At 70.3% G+C, this 15,950-nt stretch carries 8 protein-coding genes; 7 read left to right on the forward strand and 1 reads right to left on the reverse strand.

Translation table 11 applies throughout. From position 1 onward, the window contains the following. From ACNFOC_RS22225 to ACNFOC_RS22255, 7 genes are all read left to right on the forward strand, one after another. A partial coding sequence (locus ACNFOC_RS22225; protein WP_416960844.1) for a 2Fe-2S iron-sulfur cluster-binding protein occupies nt 1-1,129 on the forward strand: 1,129 nt, incomplete at its 5' end. 490 nt (nt 1,130-1,619) lie between these two features. Further along, a complete protein-coding gene (locus ACNFOC_RS22230; RefSeq protein ID WP_416960845.1) occupies nt 1,620-4,799 on the forward strand; it encodes an ATP-binding protein in 3,180 nt (1,059 codons plus the stop codon). Next, complete coding sequence (locus ACNFOC_RS22235; RefSeq protein WP_416960846.1) at nt 4,783-5,982, forward strand: aminotransferase-like domain-containing protein; 1,200 nt, start codon at nt 4,783-4,785, stop codon at nt 5,980-5,982. Before ACNFOC_RS22230 ends, ACNFOC_RS22235 begins: the two co-directional genes overlap by 17 nt. A 53-nt stretch (nt 5,983-6,035) precedes the next feature. Continuing rightward, nucleotides 6,036-7,391 carry an MFS transporter gene (locus ACNFOC_RS22240; RefSeq protein ID WP_416960847.1) on the forward strand — a complete coding sequence of 452 codons (1,356 nt, stop codon included), beginning with the start codon at nt 6,036-6,038 and terminating at the stop codon, nt 7,389-7,391. Between the two features lie 379 nt (nt 7,392-7,770). Then, a complete protein-coding gene (locus tag ACNFOC_RS22245) occupies nt 7,771-8,568 on the forward strand; it encodes an alpha/beta fold hydrolase (RefSeq protein ID WP_416960848.1) in 798 nt (265 codons plus the stop codon). 35 nt (nt 8,569-8,603) lie between these two features. After that, entirely contained in the window at nt 8,604-10,724 is a 2,121-nt protein-coding gene (locus tag ACNFOC_RS22250; RefSeq protein ID WP_416960849.1) for an MMPL family transporter, read from the forward strand. A 57-nt stretch (nt 10,725-10,781) separates the two neighbouring features. Beyond that, nucleotides 10,782-12,380: an FAD-dependent oxidoreductase gene (locus ACNFOC_RS22255; protein WP_416960850.1), complete on the forward strand. Its 1,599-nt coding sequence runs from the start codon at nt 10,782-10,784 to the stop codon at nt 12,378-12,380. Between the two features lie 113 nt (nt 12,381-12,493). Here ACNFOC_RS22255 and ACNFOC_RS22260 read toward each other — a convergent pair whose 3' ends face one another. After that, entirely contained in the window at nt 12,494-15,934 is a 3,441-nt protein-coding gene (locus tag ACNFOC_RS22260) for an ATP-binding protein (protein WP_416960851.1), read from the reverse strand. Between the last annotated feature and the right edge of the window lie 16 nt (nt 15,935-15,950).

A 15,950-nucleotide genomic window follows, 5' to 3' on the forward strand; every position in this document is an offset into this window, starting at 1 on the left:
GGCGGGCGGGCTGATGGCGGCGAACGCCGTCCTGAAACCGCGCCAGCTCGGGACGATGTGGCAGGCCATCCGCACCGGCGGGATGCCCCGGGATCCGGCCAGGCCCTGGGAGGGCTATCTGCGTGTGGCCGGCATCGAGGTACTGACCCCGACGGTCCGGCGGATCCGCTTCGAACCCCTGGCCGGCGACGCGATGCCGTTCTCGTTCGCCGCCGGGCAGTACGTGAAGGTCGATCTGCCCGTTGCCGTCGAGCCGATCGAACGGTCGTACTCGATATGCAGCAGTCCCGGGGAGAACGGCTTCGTCGAGATCGCGGTGAAGCACGAGCCGGACGGGCTGGGCTCGGGATTCCTGCATGAGGAACTGGAGGCCGGGTCGGCACTGCGGGTGAGCGGCCCGCACGGCGAGTTCACCTGGGAGCCGGGCACCGAGGCGGACCCACTCTTGCTCATCGCCGGGGGCGTCGGTATCACCCCGCTGATGAGCGTCCTGCACGCGGCCGCCGACGCCGGTCACACGGGGCGGATCGTCCTGCTGGCGAGCCACCGGACCGAGGACGAGGTGCTGTTCGGGCCGGAGATCGAAGCGCTGCGGTTCCGGCTGCCGGGGCTGGAGGTGTCGGTCTTCGCGACCGACCGAGAAGGGCGGATCGGTCTCGACGAGTTACTGCCCCACGCAGGCCCGACGACCCGCGTGCACCTGTGCGGGCCGGCGCCCATGATGCAGGACCTGATCGGCTGCCTGACCGAACTGGGGGTGCCGCGAGAGGCCATCCACACCGAGGCGTTCGTGTCCGGCCGAAGCAAGGAGACCCGCCGGGAGAAGGCGCACGCCATCGCCGTCGCCGCCGCGGCGGCCGGTGTCACCGAGTTCATGATCGACACGGTGAGTGGCGCTCCGGCGTTCCCGTGCAGCCCCGGGCAGTCGGTCCTCGACGCCGCCAACGCCGTCGGTGTCGCGTTGCCCCAGTCGTGCGGCGAAGGCGCTTGCGGTACCTGCCGGGTGCGGGTGCTCTCCGGCGCCTACGAGACCGATGACCGAGGGATGTTCTCCGCCGACGAACTCGCCGCGGGCTGGCGGCTGGCCTGCCAGACACTGCCCACCGAGGACCTGGTGATCGGTCAGTAGGACGGTCCGGCCGCGGTTACCGTCCGCGCCGTCCCGTCGACAGCACGACGGACCACGGCTTCCGACCCGCTACGCTTGGGCCCGGCCACCTGGTACGGCCTCCTCATCGTCATCGCCGGAACGGCGTGCAGGCGCGCGGAGACATGTCCGCGAGCCCTGTGCGGCGCGCGAACTTCGGCGAGGCGGCGAAGACCCTGGCGGAAGACTGCGCGAATGCCGGCACGCAATCGGCGTAGTGCTGTCCGGAGCTGCCTCCGTGCTGTGTGGTTCTGGGACGCAACTTCCTCTGGAACTGCGCTGCTCGGTGATCGGCACGTGGACCGGCTGCGGGCCGCCGATGCATCGGTACCGGCCGATCGGGCACCTGATTCCGCCGCGACGGCGCCGCCCAGCGGTCGCCTCGGTGCATGGACCCAGGCTGCGGACCAACCGTAAAGTGGCTACGCCGCAGCCGATCGTGGTCGGGCCGTGAGTAGGGGTAGGGGTGGGCATGGCTTCCTCCGGCGGACACCTGCGTCTGCAGATCCTCGGTCCGTTGCGGATCTGGCGGGACGGCGTCGAACTGGACACCGGGCCACGGCAGCAGTCGTACCTGCTCGCGGTGCTGCTCGCCCGCGCGGGCGAGCCGATCAGTACGAGCGAGTTGGTCGACCTGATCTGGGCCGAGGACATCCCGGCGTCGGCCGTGAACATTCTCCAGAAGTACGTCGGCGCACTGCGACGGCTGTTCGAGCCTCTGCGGCCCGTCCGCGAAGCCGGCTCGTTCCTCCACCGTCGCGGCAATGCCTACCTTCTCACCGTCGGCTCCGCCACGCTGGACCTCGTCGTCTTCCGTGAACTCGTCGATGCCGCCAGGGCCGCGTTGACTCGACACGATCACGAGGCGGCCCTCGATCACTACGTCGGAGCGCTCGGGCTCTGGCACGGCCCGGCGGGTGACGGCATCGCCGACGGGACAAACATCACGACGGTCTTCGCCGCACTCGACAACGAGTTCTACGACGCGTGCACGGCGGCGGCGGAGCTTGCCGTGTCGATGGGCCAACCGGAGCGGGTGCTCGCGGCTCTGCGACTGGCCGCATCGATGGCACCGTTCAACGAACCCGTGCTGGCAGGTCTCGTCGGCGTTCTCGGCGCTGCCGGCCGCCAGGCGGAGGCGCTGAAGGTGTTTCGTCAGGTCCGCGACCGGCTCTCCGAGGAACTCGGCATCGACCCGGGGCCGGCGCTGGAGGACGCACAGCGGCGGATTCTCACGCAGTCCCCGGCGTCGCCGCTTGAGCAGGAGAAGGACGAGGAGGTAGGGCGAACCACGGCGGCCACCTTGATCGGCCGGACCGAGGAACTCGCCACGCTGCGGCGCATCGTGGAGCGCGCGCTCGCCGGCGACACCGCGATCGGCGTTGTCGAAGGCGAACCGGGCGCAGGCAAGACCCGGCTGCTGGAGGAGGCCGCCGCCGTGGCGGGCCGGCTGGGTGCACTCACCGTCTGGGGTTCCTGCCTGGAGGGAGACGGGACACCGGCGATGTGGCCATGGGAGCAGGCACTGAGCCAGGTCGTCCACAGTCTGCCCGCTTCGGCGAGCGAGCAGTGGCTCACCGGCGGGCTGGGAGGCCTCCTTGCGGCGCGGGACGACGCAACCCGGGAACTTCCTGACGGCAACGCCCAGTTCCGGCTGTTCGAACAGGTCGTCGCCCTCGTCGGACAAGCCTCGGCGCGGCGGCCGACACTCCTGATACTCGACGATCTCCAATGGGCCGACGTCACCTCCCTGCAGTTGTTGCAGCACGTGACGGGACGACTGCCCCAGGGCGCCGCGATCATCGGCGCGTTACGTGACCGCGCACCCACACTCAGCCCGGACCTCTCCCGGGTGCTGGCCGCTGCCAGCCGGCTGCCCGGTCACCGGAGGTTCCGGCTCGGTCCGCTCGGTCCGGCCGACGTGGCCGAACTCGTCCGCCACGAGGTCGGCCAGGATCCCGGCGACGCCGTCGCCCGCGCCATCCATGCCCGGACCTCCGGCAATCCGTTCTTCGTCCGCGAACTGTCCCGGCTCCTCAGCGGAAACGGCGCGATCGGCGACGGCGACACGTCCGCCTCGGCCAGGGTCCCGTCCACCGTCCATGACGTCGTCCGCGACCGGATGGCCGGGCTCGATGACCGCGCCCGCGACCTGCTGCACGTGGCCGCGCTCATCGGCCGCGACGTCGACCTCAGGCTGTTGTCCCGCGCCACAGGCGTGGACGTCGCGGACTGCCTCCACCGCCTGGAACCGCTGCATACTCTCGGGCTGCTCGAACCCGGACCGCAAGACCCGTCCTCGCTCCGTTTCGCGCATGACCTGGTGCGTGAGTCGGTCTCCGAGACTGCGACGAAAGGGCAGGTCACGCAGCTGCATCTGTGTGTCGCGGACGCGCTCGAACAGATCCATGCCGACGACGAGGACGTCGCCGAACGCCTCGCGTACCACCTGTGGGCCGCCGGCCCCCTCGCCGAGCCCGTGCGCGTCGCGGAGGCGCTGATCCGCGCCGGGCGCCGCGCGGCAGCCAAACTCGCCTTCGAGTCCGCCAATCGACAACTGCGCTCCGCGATACAGGTCACCCGGGCTTCCGGATTCATGGAGCTGGAGTTCTCCGCCCTCACGCTGCTCGCCATCGTCGTCAGACGAGAGGCGGGGTACGACGCCTCGACATTCGATCTGCTGGAGCGGGCCGAATACCTGGCCGGCACCCTCGGCCGGGAGGCGGAGGCCGCCGACTTCCTCTTCATCCGCATGATGGGTGCCTACACCTCCATCGAGAAGGGCCGCGGGGAGTTGGCCCGCCGACTGCACGAGCTCGGTCAGGTGTCCTCCGATCCGGCTGTCCGACGCTACGGCCGGCACGCCTGGGGCCTGCATCAGTGGGACATCGGCAACATCGGCGAGGCGTACCGGTCCTTCATCAAGGAGGATGTCGCCGCTGTCGGCGGCACCGTCGCCCCGGACGAGGAGACACCGCTGAGGCGGGACGGCAGCATTCCCGGGGAAGGGCCCGGCTGGCGGGCAGTCATGACCGCGCTGCACGGCGATGTCGACGCGGCGCTTTCTTTCGTCGACACCTGGGACACCCCGGGGGATCCGTACGGGGCCTCGGTCTGGGTCTACTACACGACCATGATCACTTCCATGGCCGGGGACGCCGAAGCGGCACGGCGAGCCGGCGAGCGGTGGGCCGCTGCCGGCTTCGTGCGTCTCCGCGCCAACATCGACCTCTACATCCGGCAGTTCTGGTGCTGGGCACGCGCCCTCACCGGTGCGGATCCGGCCGGCGCCGCGACCGAGGCCGAGGAACTCCTGGCCGCCCACCTGCTCGATCCGCCGCAATGGGGCATCGCCTACCACTACGCACTGATCGCCGAGATGTGGCTGGCAGCCGGATCGCCCGATCGGGCCGAAGCCGCCCTCGACCGAGCCGACCAGGCAATGTGGGACTTCGGCCAGCGTTACGCCGAAGGGCTCCTTCTGCTGCTGAGGGCGCGCCTGCTGCAGGCCTGCGGTGCACCGCTCACCGCTGTCCGGGCCGCCGCCGAACGCGCCTACACGCAATCCACCAAATGCGAGGCGCACCTGTTCGCCCGGCGCGCCGAACAACTCTCGCAGGACCTGGAGGCAATCCATGACCGCAGGCCCTGATGACGAACAGAGCGGGCTGACGGCCCTGGCCCGTGGGCTCTCGGCGCCGAAGGGCTTCGTCGACGCCAGCCTTGCCGCCCCCGCCCCCGGAACGATTCGCCTGCTGGGTGGCATCCCCGCGCCTGCGGCCTTGCCGGTCGAGGCGATCGGCAAGGCATCGGCGCAACTGTGGCAAACCCCCGACGCCGCGGTCGCGAGCCTGCAGTACTCGCCGGCGCGCGGATCCGCCGCACTGTGCGACTGGATCGCGCAACGGGAGGGCGTCGACCCGAGCCGGATCGTGGTGACGAACGGTGGCATGCACGGCCTCGCACTGGCAGTGCTGACCGTTGTCGAGCGCGGTGCCACCGTCGCGGTGGACGATCCGGTGTTCCCGGGCTTCCTGTGGGCCCTGGAGGTGTCGACGACACAGATCCTGCCGGTACCGGTCGTAGCCGACGGCTTCGATGTCGAACACCTTGCCCGGCGGCTCGCCACTGGCGCACGGATCGCCGCGGCCTACACCGTGCCCGACTTCCACAACCCCGCCCAGGTCAGTCTCTCAGCGCCGAAGCGGCAGGCACTGATCGAGCTCGCCGAGCGGTACGGCTTCTACGTGATCGTCGACAATCCGTACCGCGAACTGCGCTTCGGCGGCCAGGACCAGGGTGTCGCGGTCTTCAACCAGTCGGATCGGGCGATCCACGTCAACTCCTTCACCAAGACCCTCGGCCCCGGCTGGCGCGTGGGCTGGCTGGTGCTGCCGGACCACCTCGTGGACCCGGTGACCCGGCTGCGCAACCGCCTCGACGTACACACATCCTCGGTGACCCAGGCGATCATCGAACGGCTGCTCACCGACGACGCCCAATGGTTCGACGGGGTCGTGCGCAGCGCCACCGCGCTCTACCAAGAACGCGCCGGCGTGCTGATCGACGCCCTGCGGGAACAACTCCCGGGCGCCCTCGACATCGTGGCCCCCGAAGGCGGGCTGTTCCTCTGGCCGCGGCTCACCGACGACGCTGTGGACCCTGCTGCGCTGTTCCGGCGGGCGGTCGCCCACGGCGTGGTCTACCAGCCGGGCGAGTTCTTCGCGGCGGACCCCCGGGAGCGGTCTTCGGGCCGGCACCTGCGGTTGTCCTATAGCGACCGCAGTCCGGAGGAACTGCGGGAGGCCGTACGACGGCTGGCCCTGGCCTTCTGAGGACGCACGCGAGCAACGACAGTCCCCTGTGCTGGATTTCCGGAAGGCGGCTCATGACCAACGTTCGGCTCCCCCTGCGCGCACTCGTTCCGTTCGCCGCCGGTTCGATGGGCATGGGCATCTGGGTCACGGTGCCAGGCATCTTCCTGCTGTACTTCCTGACAGACGTCCTGGCGGTGCCTCCGTTCGCGGCCGGCCTCGCGCTGCTGCTGCCGAATGTCGCCGATATCGTGACGCACCCGTGGGTGGGCCGGCTCTCCGATGCCGACCTGTCCGGCGCTGGCCACCGCCGGAGACTGATGGTGGTCGGCTGCGTCGTGGTGCTCGCCTTCGTGGCTTTGTTCGCCGTGCCGTCGGACCTGCACGGGACGACCGCCGCGATCTGGGTCGCGGTGGCGCTGGCCGCCGGCAACCTGCTCTACTCGTGCTACCAGGTTTCCTACCTCGCCACACCGGCCGACCTGGGCATCGGCTACCACGAGCGGACCCGCCTCATGGGGTACCGCAATGTCGTGATCACCGTGAGCGTCCTGCTCGCCGGCGTGGCCGCGCCGGTGGTCGCCGGCGACGATCCGGACGTCGGCGACTACACGAGAATGGCCCTGCTGCTCGGCGCGGTCATGCTCGCGGCGATGCTGGTCGGCGTCACCGGCGTCGCCCGTCTCAACCGGGCCGCGCCCGGCACCCCGGCCGAGCCGGGGCACCGGGGCGGGCTGCTGGTGGCGTTGCGCGACCGGCAGTTCCGTGCGCTGACCGCGTCCTATCTGACCGTCGCGATCACGATGAACCTGGTACTGGCCGCCATGCCGTACTTCGCCGAGTACGAGCTGGGCCGCCCCGCGGTCACGACCGTGCTCATCGCGGCGTTCATGGCACCGGCGGTCCTGACCACGCCCCTGTGGGTACTGGTGGCCCGGCGTCTCGGCAAGCAGCGCGGTCTGCTCGTCGCCCAAGCCGCGTTCGTGGCTGGCTCGTTGGTGCTGGCTCTGGGCGCCGCAGCAGGCCTGCCCCTGCTGATCGCAGCCGTGGCGGTGCTGGGCGTCGCGTTCGCCGCGATGCAACTCATGCCGCTGTCGATGGTGCCCGATGTCATCGCCGCCGCCGGGCCGGCCGGTAGCGCCAGTGCGGGCAGTTACACCGGCGTGTGGACCGCCGCCGAGGCCACAGGTGGCGCGTTGGGGCCGTATGTGTACTCGGCCTGCCTTGCTGCGGGCGGGTTCGTGGCCAGTACCTCGGGCGAACACACCACGCAGTCTCCCGGCGCGCTGGCGGCCGTCCGCTATGGCTTCACCTTGGTGCCGGCCGTGCTCATGACGATCGCCGTCGTGCTGCAACGCCGGTACACCTTGGACGAGCACGCCCACGCTGCGGCGCCGCGTGCCGTCGCCCGGGAAGAAGCAGCGGGGTGAGGTAGCCGAAGGTCTTGTGCTGGCGCAGGCGAGGCAGACCCGGCCCTCGGTGGTGGGCAGGCAGGTGATGTCGCCGACCGGCTTGATCCCGTGACGCTCGGCATGGATGTCGCGGCCGATCAGGTCCGGACCCGGCTTTGCCGTTGCATTGGGCCGGGTCGGCGAACGCCTTCCTTCACTCAATTTCGCCGACGGATATTTCACCGACGCGTTTCCGGTTTTGCGCGAAGGCGGCTTCCCCCTGCTTGACAACAACGGAACCGATGGTGAAGCGGCCCCGGGAGGGCGCCGGATTTCTGTTCAGTGCTCGTCAAGTATCCGGTTTTACGCTGACCCGCGATCACCACGGAGAACACCGGATACCGAAGGGTGCATATCGATGACGACAACTCGCCGGGCGCTGTTGGCAGGATCCGCCGCGGTCGTGGTGGGCGCCGCGCTCGACGCGCCCGCCGCGCGGGCGCACACCGGAAGCGGCAGCGGCCTGAAGCCCACCGTGGTACTCGTGCACGGCGCGTTCGCCGACGCCTCCGGCTGGAACGGGGTCGCCTCCCGGCTCGTCCGCGACGGCTATCCGGTCATCGCACCGCCCAACCCGCTGCGCGGTGTGGCCTCCGACTCCGCCTATCTGGCCGGCATCCTCGCGACCCTCAGCGGCCCGCTCGTCCTCGTCGCGCACTCCTACGGCGGGATCGTCGTCACGAACGCCGCGACCGGCAACCCGAACGTCAAGGCGCTGGTCTACGTGGCTGCGTTCGTGCCCGATCAGGGGGAGACGCTGCTGGGCCTGCAGACGAAGTACCCGGGAAGCAGGCTCAGCGAGGAGGCGCTGGACTTCCGTCCCTACGGTGAGGGCCTCGTCGACGGCTACATCAAGAAGGAGTTCTTCCACGACGTGTTCGCCGGGGATCTGCCGAAGGCGAGCACCGAGCTGATGTGGGCCGGCCAGCGGCCGGCGGACGTGCGCACCCTCGGGGAGCCGTCCGGCGCCCCGGCGTGGAAGACCATTCCGTCCTGGTACCTCGTGGGCCGCGACGACCAGGTGCTGCCCCCGGCGGCGCAGCGGTTCATGGCGCGCCGGGCCGGCGCGCACACCTTCGAGGCCGACACCTCGCATGTCGCGATGATCGCGCAGCCTGCGTCGACGGCCGCCCTCGTCAAGCGCGCCGCGCGCTGACGCCACCGAACCGACGAAGCCAGGAGGGGACGGCGATGTTCGAGCGATTGGGCCGGACGATGGTCAGCCGACGGTGGTGGGTGATCGGCCTGGCCGCGGCCTTTCTGGCGCTGGGCGGCATCTGGGGCACGGGGGTCTTCGGCTCGCTGACCACCGGAGGTTTCGACGACCCGGCCGGCCAGAGCTCGCGCGCGGCCGCACGTGCCGAGGCGACGCTGGGCCGGACCGGCAACGACGTGGTGGTCCTGTACACCAGCCCCAGCACGACAGTTGACGACCCGGCGTTCCGGCGATCCGTCACGCAGACGCTCCAAGAGCTTCCCCACGACGTGGTGACCCGGACCGTCACCCATTGGAGCACCGGCAGCCCGGCCCTGGTCAGCCACGACCGGCACGCCACCTACGCGGTGCTGACCCTGGCCGGCGAGGACGAGGCGCAGCGCGGCGAAGGGCTGGACGAGATCGAGGACGAACTGGCCGCGCCCGGCCTGCGGACCCAGGTCGGCGGCGCCACCACGGTCGACCGTGACATCCGCGAGCGGGTCGCGTCGGACGTCGCTTTCGCCGAGGCGATCTCCATACCGGTGCTGCTCGTGCTTCTGGTCTTCGTGTTCGGCAGCGTGGCCGCGGCGAGCCTGCCGCTCGCCATCGGCGGCCTGGCCATCCTCGGAGCGCTCACCGCGCTCCGCGGGATGACCTACCTGACCGACGTCTCGGTCTTCTCGGTCAACGTGGTGACGATTCTCGGGCTGGGCCTGGCGATCGACTACGGCCTGTTCATGGTCGGGCGGTTCCGGGAGGAGATCGCTCGCGGGCTCGGTGTCGAGGACGCCGTGGCCCGCACGATGGCCACCGCCGGTCGTACGGTCGCGGTCTCCGGTGTCACCGTCGCCGTCTCGTTGGCCGGACTGCTGATCTTCCCGATGACCTTCCTGCGCTCGATGGGTCTCGGCGGGCTGTCCGCTGTCCTGGTGGCGATGGTGGCGGCACTGACCGTGCTGCCCGCCCTGCTCGCCGTCCTAGGCCCCCGGGTCGAGGCACTTTCGGTGCGGCGGGCGTTCCGCCGCCCGCTGCCGGCTCTCCCGCAGGACGAGGTGGCGCACGGGTTCTGGTACCGCCTCGCGCACAGCATCATGCGCCGCCCGGTCGTCTACGCGACCGGGGTGCTCGCGGTGCTGCTGCTGGCCGCCGCGCCGTTCCTGCGCGTGGAGTTCGGCGGTATCGACCCGAGGGTGCTGCCGGCGGGTACCGAGAGCCGTGTGGTCTCGGAAACCGTTGACCGGGACTTCGTCCGCAACGGTCAGGTGCCCGTTGAGGCGATCGTGACCTCGTCGGACCGGGCCGGTCTGGAGCGCTACGTCGACGCCGTCCGGACTGTCGACGGGGTGTCCGGGGCCGAGGTCACGGGTCGGTCCGACGACGTCGCCCGGGTCACGGTCATGTACGAGGGCGACCCCATATCGCCCGAGTCGCGGGATCTCGTGAGCCGGATCCGGGCCGTACCGGCACCACCGGGTGGTGAGGCGCTGGTGGGTGGCCAGACCGCGCAGTTGGCTGACCAACTCGACGCCGTGGGCGATCTGCTGCCCTGGATGGCGCTGATCATCGGCGGCGCCGGCTTCGTTCTGCTGTTCCTCGCCTTCGGCTCCGTCGTGTTGCCGGTCAAGGCGATCGTGATGAACATCCTGTCGCTCGGCGCCTCGTTCGGCGCACTGGTCCTGATCTTCCAGGACGGCCATCTGTCCGGCCTGTTGGACTTCACCTCGACTGGCACGCTGGAGGCGACCCAGCCGATCCTGGTCCTCGCGGTCGTGTCCGGGCTGTCGATGGACTACGAGGTCTTCCTGATGTCCCGGATCCGCGAAGAGTACGACCGGACCGGCGACAACACCGCGGCGGTCGCGGTCGGGCTGCAGCGCAGCGGCCGGGTCATCACCAGCGCCGCACTGCTCATCCTCGTCGTGATCGGCCTGTTCTCCGTCTCCGGAATCACGTTCATCAAGCTGATCGGGGTGGCGATGCTCATCGCGGTTCTGGTGGACGCAACCATCGTCCGCGCACTGCTGGTTCCGGCCACGATGCGGCTGCTGGGTGACGCGAACTGGTGGGCACCGGCGCCGCTGCGGCGTTTCTACGCCCGCCACGGCCTCCATTGAGGCGACGACCGCTGAGCGAAACGAAACGTTCCGTTACCTGCCGATCGGACTCACCTCATGCCGGTATTGGACGACGAACAGTTCCACAGGCTCGCCGGGTACGGCTCCGTCGAGTATGCCGATGTCGGCCGGAATCTTTACGCGTCCGGCGACAGCTCCTACGACCTCTTCCTGCTCCGGACGGCGGCCGTGGACCTCGTCCGGGATGCGACCGCGATTGAACATGAGCGGCTGATCTACCACGGTGGTCCCGGCGATTTCCTCGGCGAGCTCAACCTGCTGACGGGCCAGCACGTCTACCTGACCGCCCGGGTGGTGTCCGCCGGGACGGTCGTCCGGATCGGCGCGGCGACGTTGCGCCGGGTCCTCGCCGAGCAGGTCGACCTCGCCGACCTGCTGATCGAGGTGTTCCAGGAACGACGCGAGATCATCCGGTCGGCGGCCGACAGCGCCCTGGAGATCGTCGGCCGGCCCGACACCGCGCAGACCCTGGAGCTGCGCACATACGTGACACAGATGCTGCTGCCCCTTTCCTGGCTCGACGCGACGTCGGCTTCCGGGCTCGCGATGATGCGATCGGTCGGGCTCGGCGAGGACGATCTTCCGGCGGCGATGGTCCACGGTGCGGTGCTGCGGCGCGCGACGCCCGGATCGGTCGCGGAGGCGCTCGGCCTCACCTACCGGGCCGACGGACGTCCGGCCGATCTCGTCGTGGTGGGCGCGGGCCCGGCGGGTCTGGCCGCCGCCGTGTACGGGGCGTCGGAGGGGCTCGTCACTGTGCTGCTGGACCGTGGCGGGCTCGGCGGGCAGGCCGCCAAGAGCTCCCGGATCGAGAACTATCTGGGCTTCCCGCAGGGGGTCAGCGGCGAGGACCTGACCCGGCTCGCGATGATGCAGGCGCTCAAGTTCGGGGTCCGAATCTACTCGCCCAGCGCGGTCGCCGGACTCGATCTCGCCGACGAGCGGAGGCCGGCCGTACTGCTGGAGGACGGCTCGCGGATCGAGTCCCGCGCGGTGATCGCCGCCACCGGGGCCCGCTACCGGAGCCTCGACATCCCTCGCTGGGCGACGTTCGAGAAATCGGGTTGCATCCGGTACGCGGCGACCGAACTGGACGTCCGGGGGTACGAGGACCAGCCGGTCACGGTGGTCGGAGGTGCCAACTCGGCCGGGCAGGCCGCACTGTCCCTGGCCGCCCGCGGCGCGACGGTCGATCTGATCATCCGTGGAGCCGACCTCGGGACCCGGATGTCGTCCTACCTGACCGACCGGATCCGGGTGCACCCCCGGATCCGGCTCCACACCGGCACAGCGGCCCGCGAACTGGTCGGCCACGACCTCCTCACATCGATCGTCGTCGACCGGGCCGACGGGCGCCAGGACCGGCTGGATTGCCGGGCGTTGTTCTGCTTCATCGGCGCCGACCCAGTGTCGGACTGGATGGCGGGCGTGGCCACCGACTCGGACGGCTTCATCCTCACCGACAGCCGACTGCCCACCAGATCGTCCGGGGCGCACCTGCCGTTCCAGACGAGCGCCCTCAGGGTCTTCGCGGTCGGCGACCTCCGCTCAGGCTCGATGAAACGCGTCGCCACCGCCGTTGGCGAGGGCGGGAGCGCCGTCTCCTCAGTTCACACGATGCTCGCCGGCGACTGAATCTCGAGGAGTTCACCGCGGTTCGTCCGGAGGGAATCCACGAGGTCCGGCTGGGCGGGCTGAGGTACCCCGAACCTTCCGGACAGCGACCCAGGACCCTCGCCGCATCGCGATCAACATCCTGCCGGATTCTGGTCGAGATCGGCCAGGAACCTCTCCGCGCGGCGAGCGAAGAGGTGGGCCCCGCGTTCGCCGGATCGGGCGCGGGCTTCGTCGGCGGCGGCTCGCACGACGTCGACGGGTTCGCCGCGGGCGTGCAGCAGGCGCGCGCGCAGCAACAGGAGAAGCCCTTCGGCATAGCGTTGGCCGTGAGCCTTGATGGCCTGGTCGGCCTGGTCGGCCTGGTCGAGGGCGGTCGCGGCCTTGTCGGGCATCTCGGCTGCCAGCCACATCTCGGCGATCAGTCCGTACCAGTAGGCGAGGCCCCATCTGGGTGGGTCGAGCAGGGTCGCGGCCAGGAGATGTTCGGCCTTGGCCGCGGCGCCGGCCGGGTCGTCGCCGGTGAGGGCACGGGCCCAGTACCAGTCCAGCCGTATATAGGCTTCCTGCGCGACGCCGGGAAGGTCGGCGCTGGCCGCGACCCACCGCTCGGTCGCGTGCATCGTCCATGCCGTGTCACCGGCCATCGAGGCGGCCATGGTCTGGTAACGGGTCCAGCCCGACATCTCAAAAGGGTCTCCCTCGGCCTGGTACACCGTGCCGAGCAGGGACCGCCCCGTCTCGACATCGCCATGCAGCGTGGTGATCACCCCCAGATAACCGATCCACTCGTCCTGGATCCGCCAACGTCCGAGGTCGTCGCGGCGTCGAATCGGGACACCTCCGACCTGGCCGGCAAGGTGGTACAGGCTTTGCTGAGCCGGCCCTGGGTCCGGGTCGGCCGAGTTCGCGAGCAGCGAGGCGACGCCGTCCGCAGTGGTACTGCCTAACCAGCTGAAACACTGAAAGGCCGCGCCGATGTCGCCGATGTCCCAGTGGTACAGGCCCCAGGCCTGCCGGCCGTACGCCTGGATGATCGGGTCCGCGGACGCCTGGCCTTGCTCATGCAGTCGGCGAGCCCACATGCCACGGTCTTTCTCGGTGGAGACGTAGGCCCCGGTCATCCGAAAGAAGAGGAACTCGGCTTCGGCCGTCTCGCGGCCGAGTCTGCGGGCGAGATATGCGCCCCGTTCCAGCAGATCGAACGTCGAGCCGCCCATTCCCGGGGGCTCTACGGCGAGGAGGTTGAGCAGCGACAGGACGGACAGTTCCAGCTCCAGCAGCCCTGCCGTCCGGGCGATCTGGACGGCCGATTCCAGGTTCCGATAGGCGGCTGCGAACGCGAGCTTGGTCGCCGCGCGGTGACCGGCGCGCGCCAGCGCCTTCGCGGTGCGACCCGGGTCGGCCAGGGGGCTGGCGCCCCGCAGGTGGTAGGCGAGGCGTTCGGCGACGGACTCGTCGTCCGCATGGATGCGTTCGAGGGCGTCGGCGACGCGCAGATGTAGCTCGGCGGCCTGCCGCCGCGCGGTGGTCTCGGTGACCGACTCGCGGACCAGGTCGTGCGCGAAGCGCCACGAGAACGGGTCTTCCGGCTTGGTCTCCAGGAGACCGAGTGCTTGCAGCGGTTCGAGGCGTTCGAGGCAGTCCGCGATGTCGATGCCGATCGCGCGGGCGAGCAGTTCGAGGTCCACGTCGCGGCCGATGACCGCGGCGGTGCGCAGTAGGTCGTGAGCGCTGTCGTCGAGACCGGTCATCCGATCGCGGACGACGTCTCGCACGGTGGCCGGCACCCCGGCCCGTACCGATGCGCCGCCGCCGCCGAGCGAGCCGCCGTCGCTGAGCAGCCGGGACAGCTCTTGGACGAAGAACGGATTGCCGGCGGTGCGGGCATGGATGCCGCGGGCGACTTCGGCACCGGGCTCGTGGCCGGTTTCGCGGCGGATGAGCTCGGTCACGTCGGTCAGGCCGAGCGGGCCGAGCGGGCCGAGCGGGATCCTGCGGTGGCCGGGCAGCCGGCTGGCCGCGGCCAGGACCCGCGACAGGCTGGAGCCGGGTGTGGGCGCGCGATCGCGTAGCGCTCCGATGATCACCGTGCCAGCGGGTAGCCGGGCCGTCAGGTGGCCGAACAGCTCGAGCGAGGCGGCGTCGGCCCACTGCAGGTCATCGACGATCAGCAGCATGGGCCGTTGCTCCGAAGCCTGCCCGACGACGGTGACGACCTGCTCGAACAGGCGGAACTGCGCACCGCTGTCGGGAATCGCCCGCCCTGCAGCGTCGTCGTCTCGCGATTGGAGGAGGCCGCCGAGCTCACTGGCGAGCCACTTCTCCCGCAACGGCGCGGGCAGGCCGTCGAGAATCGGGCGCAGCGCCTGTTCCCAAGGCCACATCGACGGTGTTCCGTCGCCTTCCAGACACGAGCCCCAGACGACCAGCGCGCCACGCCGGCTCGCTTCGGCGGCGATCTCCTGCAGCAGCCGGGTCTTGCCCACGCCCGGCTCGCCCTGGACGATGCCGAGCGCCGCGCGGCCGGTGAAAGCTGTCTCCACGGCTTGCCGCAGTAAGGCGAGTTCCTCGACCCTGCCTACGAGGCCGGCTTCCGTTCGTGCCGATGCGCCAGCCGTACTCGCCACGGACGGCGAGGCCGGGAGCTGCGTCAGCACTTGCAGGTGTGCGGCCTGCAACTCCGGGCCGGGACCGATGCCGAGCTCGTCGGCGAGGCAGGCGCGGACCCTGTGGTACGCCGACAGTGCCGCGGCCCGGCGTCCCGCGGCCCCCAAGGCGGTAATGAGGCCGGCGTGGACGGGTTCGTGGAACGGCGCCGTCGATGCGGCCAGTTGCAGCGCCGGCAGCACCGATGCCGGTCGGCGCAGCGACACCGCCAGCTCGGCCGCTTCGGTGCACGCGGCGTGGAACTCGTCGTCGAGAGCGCTGAAGGTCGGCAGCGCGGTCGACCTGTGGGTGAACCCGTCGCCCGCACGGCCCCGCCAGAGGCCGAGCGCTTCGACGTAGCGATCGAGCGCCGTCTCCTGGTGTTGCTGTGCCAGGGCCTCTTTGGCGGTCTCGACGAGTTCCTGGAAGGTGAGGAGGTCCAGGGTGCCGGGGGCGGCGATGAACAGGTAGGCGTTGCCGCGGCGGTGCAGGTAGGAGCCGGTTTCACGGGCGGGGATCGCGGGTTCGAGCAGTCGCCGCAATGCGCCGACGTATTTGTGGATGATGTTGAGCGCGCTGTTGGGGACGTCGTGGTCCCAGATCAGGTCGATCATCTCGCTCGTGCTGATCGGCCTGCCCACCCGGGCCAGGAGCAAGGCCAGCAGATAGGCCTGTTGCCGGGGACCGGTATCCAGTTCGACGCCCTCGCGCCACACCCGCAGCGGGCCCAGGACCTGCAGGCGCAAGGAAGTACTACCGGCTGGCCGATCGTCGTCGCCTGGCCGGACGGGATGAACGGGCAGGGCCACGTCGACTCCCGGATGATACGAGAGGTTGCCAGCTTGCAAACCGTCAAAATCATACTGGTCGTCGTCCCGCCAGACCCGCAGCGGGCCCATGATCTGCAGACGTGGTCGCGACGTCACGGACAGGGACCTCCCA

Source organism: Streptomyces colwelliae (genome assembly GCF_048158785.1).
Taxonomy (GTDB): Bacteria; Actinomycetota; Actinomycetes; order Streptomycetales; family Streptomycetaceae; genus Streptomyces.

Bases quoted from the DNA above. Each gene is read 5' to 3' on its own strand.
- ACNFOC_RS22255 (WP_416960850.1), top strand. From the start codon at position 10,782: ATGCCGGTATTGGACGACGAACAGTTCCACAGGCTCGCCGGGTACGGC.
- ACNFOC_RS22250 (WP_416960849.1), top strand. From the start codon at position 8,604: ATGTTCGAGCGATTGGGCCGGACGATGGTCAGCCGACGGTGGTGGGTG.
- ACNFOC_RS22245 (WP_416960848.1), top strand. From the start codon at position 7,771: ATGACGACAACTCGCCGGGCGCTGTTGGCAGGATCCGCCGCGGTCGTG.
- ACNFOC_RS22240 (WP_416960847.1), top strand. From the start codon at position 6,036: ATGACCAACGTTCGGCTCCCCCTGCGCGCACTCGTTCCGTTCGCCGCC.
- ACNFOC_RS22235 (WP_416960846.1), top strand. From the start codon at position 4,783: ATGACCGCAGGCCCTGATGACGAACAGAGCGGGCTGACGGCCCTGGCC.
- ACNFOC_RS22230 (WP_416960845.1), top strand. From the start codon at position 1,620: ATGGCTTCCTCCGGCGGACACCTGCGTCTGCAGATCCTCGGTCCGTTG.